Source organism: Kitasatospora sp. NPDC036755 (genome assembly GCF_040636595.1).
Taxonomy (GTDB): domain Bacteria; phylum Actinomycetota; class Actinomycetes; order Streptomycetales; family Streptomycetaceae; genus Kitasatospora.
Genome location: NZ_JBEZUT010000458.1, coordinates 1 through 5,226, shown reverse-complemented (window position 1 = coordinate 5,226; position 5,226 = coordinate 1). Strand labels below are relative to the sequence as shown.

Here is a 5,226-nt window from a genome sequence, read left to right as displayed (position 1 = left end):
TTGGTATGGCAATCGTGAAAACGGACCTATGCTGGTGAAGATTCATGATCCTTTCGCACGAATGCAGGTCCGCTCTCCATGAAGCCGCCCCGGGTCGGCGGGCCGGGGCGGCCGGTGTCACCCGGGTGCCGGGCCGTGGTGGCGGGGCCGTCCGGCGCCCAGCACCGTGGTCGGGAGGCGACGATCGACAGGACGGTGCAGATGAACGCGAAGGATTCCGTGCCCCGCGTGGTGGTCGGCGTCGACGGCTCGCCGCCCTCGTACGCCGCCCTGCACTGGGCGGCCCGGCACGCCACCCTGATCGGCGGGGTGGTCGACGCCGTCGGCGCCTGGGAGCCACCGAGCCACTTCGGCTGGTCGGCCCCGGTGGTCGACAGCACCTTCGACCGGGAGCTGGCCGAACGGCGGTTCGCCGAGGAGCTGCACACCGTGCTCGGCGCGGACTGCCGGGCGGAGGTCCGCCAGACGATGGTCATGGGCGACCCCTCCGACGTCCTCCTGGACGCGGCCCGGGGCGCCGAACTGCTGGTGGTCGGCAGCCACGGCCGCGGCGGCTTCAGCCGCACCCTGCTCGGCTCGGTGAGCACCCACTGCGCGCAGCACGCCGCCTGCCCGGTGGTCATCGTCCGGGCCCCGTGACGGCAGCGGCACGCGGGCCCGCGCGGCGCCCGGGCCCGCCTCCTCGGTGACGGGCCGTCAGCGGGCGGGCCTCGGCGGTGTCAGCGCAGCAGGGCGGCCAGCAGCTCCGCCAGGGACGGGCCCGCGTCCGCCGGGTGGCGCAGCTGCTTGCCGGTGGTCACGTGGTAGTGGTTGGTGCGCCCCTGCCGCTCGTGGCTGAGGTAACCCGCCTGCTCCAGGTCGACGATGATCCGCTGCACCGCCCGTTCGGTCAGCAGGCAGCGGGCGGCGATGTCGCGCACCCTGATCCCCGGATCCCGGGCGATCTGCACCAACACGCGAGCGTGGTTCGTGAGGAAGGTCCACCCCGGGCCCGCCGGCCGGTCGCTCATGGCCCCAGCATACGGCCCGGCCGGCCTTCCCCGGGTTCCTTGCGGGGCCCCTCGCCCCGGAGCGGGGCCCGCAAGGAACCCGGGGCGGGCGCGCCCGGTGTCCCCGGCCCCCGAGGAGCCGTGGACTCCGGGGTCAGCGGGCGGTCGGACGGTGCTCAACCGGGGCTCACCCGGCCGCGCCAGCCGCCCTCCTCGCCACCGCGGCGCTCGATGAAGTCCTTGAAGCGTCGCAGGTCCCCCTTCACCCTCCGGTCCACCACTCCCAGCGCGTCCCCGGCTCGCTCGGCGATGCCCTCGGGCCGGAAGTCGATGGCCATGTTGACCCGCGTGTGCTCGTCGTCGAGCCGTTGGAAGGTCACCACGCCCTGTTGCCTCACCTCGCCGTCGACGGTGCGCCAGGCGATCCGTTCGTCGGGCAGCTGGTCGACGATCTCGGTGTCGAACTCACGGGTGACCCCGCCGATGCTCGTCCGCCAGTGGTTGTGGCGGTCGTCCACCTGGGTCACCGCGTCGACGCCCTCCATGAACCGCGGGAACTCCTCGAACAGCGTCCACTGGTTGTAGACGGCACCCAGCGGCACGTCGACGTCGACCGATTCCCTCACCATGCTCATCCGGAGCCTCCTTGCTCGGCACGGCCGGGCTCGTCCCGGCCGACCGCGCGCCTGCCCGCCCAGCGCCGGATCAACCCTCCCGCCGCCCCCGTCCGTTGGCCGGGTGGGGCCGCGCCGTCGAGACCGCCCCCTGGCGTCCGCGCATCCGCGGCCGGGGGCGGGCAGGCGCCGGGCACGGAACAGAACGAGGCGGCGTGCCGCGCCGCACCGGGGCCCGCTCCTCCGGCGTCGGCCGCCGGCTCGACCCGGCGCCGGGCGCGGAGAACCGGCCCACCGCAACCGGAACCCCCCACCGGGGCCACCCTCTCCGCCGCGCAGCGGCGAGCGTGTGCCCGCCGACGTGCCCGACGATCTCCGTGTCCGCGTCGGCCGGTCAGTGCGAGCCGACCGTCTCGGCCCGGGCGCGCAGCGCGTCGTCGATGCCGCGCAGGAAGTGTTCGAGGTCGTCGGGGTTGCGCGAGGTCACCAGGCGCCAGCCGTTGGCGTCGTCCGTGACCAGCGGCTCGTCCGTCCAGGTGGCGCCGGCGTTGGCGAGATCGGTGCGCAGGGAGGGGTAGGAGGTGAGCCGCTTGCCGTACGCGACGCCGGCCTCAGCCAGCAACCAGGGGCCGTGGCAGATCGCGGCGACGGGCCGCCCGGACGTGGTGAAGGCGAGCACCGTGTCGACGGCCGGCTGCCGGAGCCGGAGGGTGTCCGCGTTGATGGTGCCGCCGGGGATGAGCAGCAGGTCGTAGCCGGCTGCGTCGACCTCGTCGAGGGTGAGGGTGGGGCGCACCGTCTCGCCGGGTTCCTCGTCCCCGACCAGGGTGCGGATGTCGCCCCGGTCGGGGGCGGCGATGTCGACCCGGGCGCCGTTGTCGCGCAGGTGCCGTACGGGAACGAGCAGTTCGTCCTGTTCGACGCCGTAGTTCGTCACGATCGCCAGGACCTTGCCGTGCCGGTCCATGTCTCCTCCTGGTTCGTGTCGGTCCACGGGGGTGCACCCACACGCACCCCCGGCGCCTGCGGGTACCCGCCCGGCCCGCGGCCATGCCCGGTTCGCCGGGCCCGGTCCGGGTAGCCGCCGGGGACGGGCGGGGCGGTCGGCGCCCGCTCCGCACCCGGGATTCGGGCCCCGAGGAGGCACGGTGAGCAGTGGACGACCGACCCTGGCCGTGGCGGTGACCTGAGGTGGGCGTGGCCGTGGACCCGGAGCAGGCGCTGCGACGGATCGCCTTCCTCCTGGAGTGGCAGGGCGCCTCCCCGTACCGGGTGCGGGCGTTCCACACCGCCGCCGAGGCCGTCCGCGGCCTGCCGCCCGGTGTGGTGGACGCCGCCGCCGTCCGCCGTCTGCGGGGCGTGGGACCGGTCACGTCCGAGGTGATCGCCCAGGCCTCGACGGGTGCGACACCGCCGTACCTGGCCCGGCTGGAGGCCGAGGCCGGGCCTGCGGCGCGGGCCGGCTGGGAGCTGCTGGCCGCCGCCCGGGGCGACTGCCACCTCCACTCCGACTGGTCCGACGGCGGTCACCCGTTCGAGGAGATGGCCGACGCCGCCCGCGGGCTCGGGCACGACTGGGCGGTGCTCACCGACCACTCGCCCCGGCTGACCATCGCCCACGGCCTCAGCCCCGAACGCCTGCGGCGCCAGCTCGACGAGGTGGCGGCCTGGAACGCCCGCAACGGCCCGTTCCGGCTTCTGACCGGGATCGAGTGCGACATCCTGGAGGACGGCTCGCTCGACCAGGAGCCCGAACTGCTCGCCCGGCTCGACCTGGTGGTCGCCTCGGTGCACTCGAAGCTGCGCTCCGACGCCGGACCGATGACGGACCGGATGCTGGCCGCGGTCCGCACCCGCCGTACGAACGTCCTGGGGCACTGCACCGGCCGGATCGTCACCGGCCGCGGCCGGCCGCCGTCCCGTTTCGACGCCGACGCGGTCTTCGCGGCCTGCGCGGCGAACGGAACGGCGGTGGAGATCAACTGCCGCCCCGAGCGCCGTGACCCGCCCGACGACCTGCTGCGCCTGGCCGCGGAGGCGGGCTGCCTGTTCGCCGTCGACACCGACGCCCACGCGCCCGACCAGCTGCACTGGTTCGGCTCCGGGTACGCCCGTGCGGCCCGCCTCGGCCTCGGCCCGGAGCGGCTGATCACCACCTGGCCGCGCGAACGGCTTCTCGCCTGGACCGGACGGGGCGGCGGCTGAGCTGCCCCCTTGGCCTCTCCCCAGGACTCGTCCCGCCCGCCGGCGGCCAGGCCAGGCGGGTCAGGTCAGGCCAGGCGGGTCAGACCAGGCGGGTCAGGTCAGGCGGGTCAGGTCAGATAGAAGACCATGCCGACGAGCAGCGCCGACACCGCCAGGGCCAGGAGCACGATGAGGACGGCCGGCCAGGGCCCCCAGGCCTGGCGCAGTTCCACCGGTTCCGGGTGGGAGATGCCGAAGATTCCGCCCTCGGCGGGCGGGGTGTCCCCGCCGGGGAGCGTGTGGTGCGCGTCCAGCGCGGGAGTGCGTTCGGGTTCTGGATCGGGAGTGGTCATGACGTCCCCCGGACGGTTCGGGTTCCAGCGCCCGACGGCTGCCCGGCGACGGCGGCCGGAAACCCGCCCGGCCCCGCTCCCGCCGGGTCCGAACCTCCGGGTCCGTCCGGATCGCCGCGGCCGCCCGGGTTTGGCGGGCCGGTGCCCGGCTAACCGCCCGGTATGGACACCACACCCCTGCACACCCACCGGTGGTCCCGCCGGCTGCGCCGGGCGCTGGACGCACCGGAGCGCTGGGAGGTCCTCGACGCCCCGTCCCGGCCGCTCGCCGAAGCGGTCGAGGCCCTCCCCCTCGGGCCGTACCGCGACGCCCTGCACGGCGTGTGGCTCGGCCACCCGCTCCACCCCGCGATGATCCAGCTGCCGATCGGCTGCTGGACGTCCGCCGCACTGCTGGACTACCTCCCCGGCGGACACCGGTCCGCCGACGCCCTGGTGGCGGCCGGACTGCTGACCGCCGGGCCCACCGCGCTCACCGGCTGGGTGGACTGGGCCCGGCTCGACCCGCCGCGCCGCCGCACCGGCCTGGTGCACGCGCTCTGCAACACCACCGGGGTGCTGCTGTACGGCGGCTCGCTCCTGGCCCGCTGCCGCGGGCACCGGGCGCGCGGCCGGCTGCTCGGCCTGGCCGGGCTGACGGCCGTCTCCGCCGGGGCCGCGCTCGGCGGGCACCTGGCCTACCGGCAGGCCGCCGGCCCGGGCCGCGCCGCCGCCGTGCCCCGGCTGGCACCGGCCGACTGGGTCGGCCTCGGCGCGGTGGAGGACTTCCCGCCCGGCGAGCCCGTCCGTGTGACGGCCGGCGAGCTGGCCGTGGTCGTGGTCCACGAGGGCGAGGACTTCCACGTGCTCGCCGAGCGCTGTGCCCACCTGTCCGGGCCGCTCTCCGAGGGCGCTCTCGTCGACGGCTGCCTGCGCTGCCCGTGGCACGGCAGCGCGTTCCGGCTCCGGGACGGCGAGGTGGTGCACGGCCCGGCCACCGCGCCCCAGCCGGTGCTGGAGACCCGGGTGCTCTCCGGGCACCTGGAGGCGCGGCTCCCGGGGGCCGGCTGACCGCCCGCCCCGGCCCCCGCGTCGGGCCGAGCCGGT

At 75.9% G+C, this 5,226-nt stretch carries 7 protein-coding genes; 3 read left to right on the top strand and 4 right to left on the bottom strand.

All coding sequences use genetic code 11. The annotated features are described in order from the left end of the window. Positions 1–201: 201 nt before the first annotated feature. A complete protein-coding gene (locus AB0E96_RS37880; RefSeq protein WP_359830914.1) occupies positions 202–639 on the top strand; it encodes a universal stress protein in 438 nt (145 codons plus the stop codon). A gap of 80 nt (positions 640–719) precedes the next feature. Here AB0E96_RS37880 and AB0E96_RS37875 read toward each other — a convergent pair whose 3' ends face one another. The 3 genes from AB0E96_RS37875 to AB0E96_RS37865 form a co-directional block, all read right to left on the bottom strand. Continuing rightward, on the bottom strand, positions 720–1,010 hold the full coding sequence (locus AB0E96_RS37875; protein ID WP_359830912.1) for a helix-turn-helix domain-containing protein: 291 nt from the start codon (positions 1,008–1,010) through the stop codon (positions 720–722). Between the two features lie 155 nt (positions 1,011–1,165). Further along, positions 1,166–1,624, bottom strand: coding sequence for an SRPBCC family protein (locus tag AB0E96_RS37870; protein WP_359830911.1), 459 nt, complete (start codon positions 1,622–1,624; stop codon positions 1,166–1,168). A 373-nt stretch (positions 1,625–1,997) separates the two neighbouring features. After that, positions 1,998–2,570, bottom strand: a complete 573-nt coding sequence (locus AB0E96_RS37865) for a type 1 glutamine amidotransferase domain-containing protein (RefSeq protein WP_359830909.1) — start codon at positions 2,568–2,570, stop codon at positions 1,998–2,000. A 236-nt stretch (positions 2,571–2,806) separates the two neighbouring features. Between AB0E96_RS37865 and AB0E96_RS37860 the strand changes: the two genes are divergently transcribed. Further along, positions 2,807–3,808, top strand: a complete 1,002-nt coding sequence (locus tag AB0E96_RS37860; protein WP_359830907.1) for a PHP domain-containing protein — start codon at positions 2,807–2,809, stop codon at positions 3,806–3,808. Between the two features lie 107 nt (positions 3,809–3,915). Here AB0E96_RS37860 and AB0E96_RS37855 read toward each other — a convergent pair whose 3' ends face one another. Beyond that, entirely contained in the window at positions 3,916–4,140 is a 225-nt protein-coding gene (locus AB0E96_RS37855) for a DUF6480 family protein (RefSeq protein WP_359830906.1), read from the bottom strand. A 162-nt stretch (positions 4,141–4,302) separates the two neighbouring features. Here AB0E96_RS37855 and AB0E96_RS37850 point away from each other — a divergent pair, with 162 nt between their 5' ends. Next, positions 4,303–5,190, top strand: coding sequence for a Rieske 2Fe-2S domain-containing protein (locus tag AB0E96_RS37850; RefSeq protein WP_359830904.1), 888 nt, complete (start codon positions 4,303–4,305; stop codon positions 5,188–5,190). Positions 5,191–5,226: the final 36 nt, after the last annotated feature.

Coding starts and splice junctions, on each gene's coding strand:
- AB0E96_RS37880 (WP_359830914.1), top strand. CDS start 202: ATGAACGCGAAGGATTCCGTGCCCCGCGTGGTGGTCGGCGTCGACGGC.
- AB0E96_RS37875 (WP_359830912.1), bottom strand. CDS start 1,010: ATGAGCGACCGGCCGGCGGGCCCGGGGTGGACCTTCCTCACGAACCAC.
- AB0E96_RS37870 (WP_359830911.1), bottom strand. CDS start 1,624: ATGAGCATGGTGAGGGAATCGGTCGACGTCGACGTGCCGCTGGGTGCC.
- AB0E96_RS37865 (WP_359830909.1), bottom strand. CDS start 2,570: ATGGACCGGCACGGCAAGGTCCTGGCGATCGTGACGAACTACGGCGTC.
- AB0E96_RS37855 (WP_359830906.1), bottom strand. CDS start 4,140: ATGACCACTCCCGATCCAGAACCCGAACGCACTCCCGCGCTGGACGCG.
- AB0E96_RS37850 (WP_359830904.1), top strand. CDS start 4,303: ATGGACACCACACCCCTGCACACCCACCGGTGGTCCCGCCGGCTGCGC.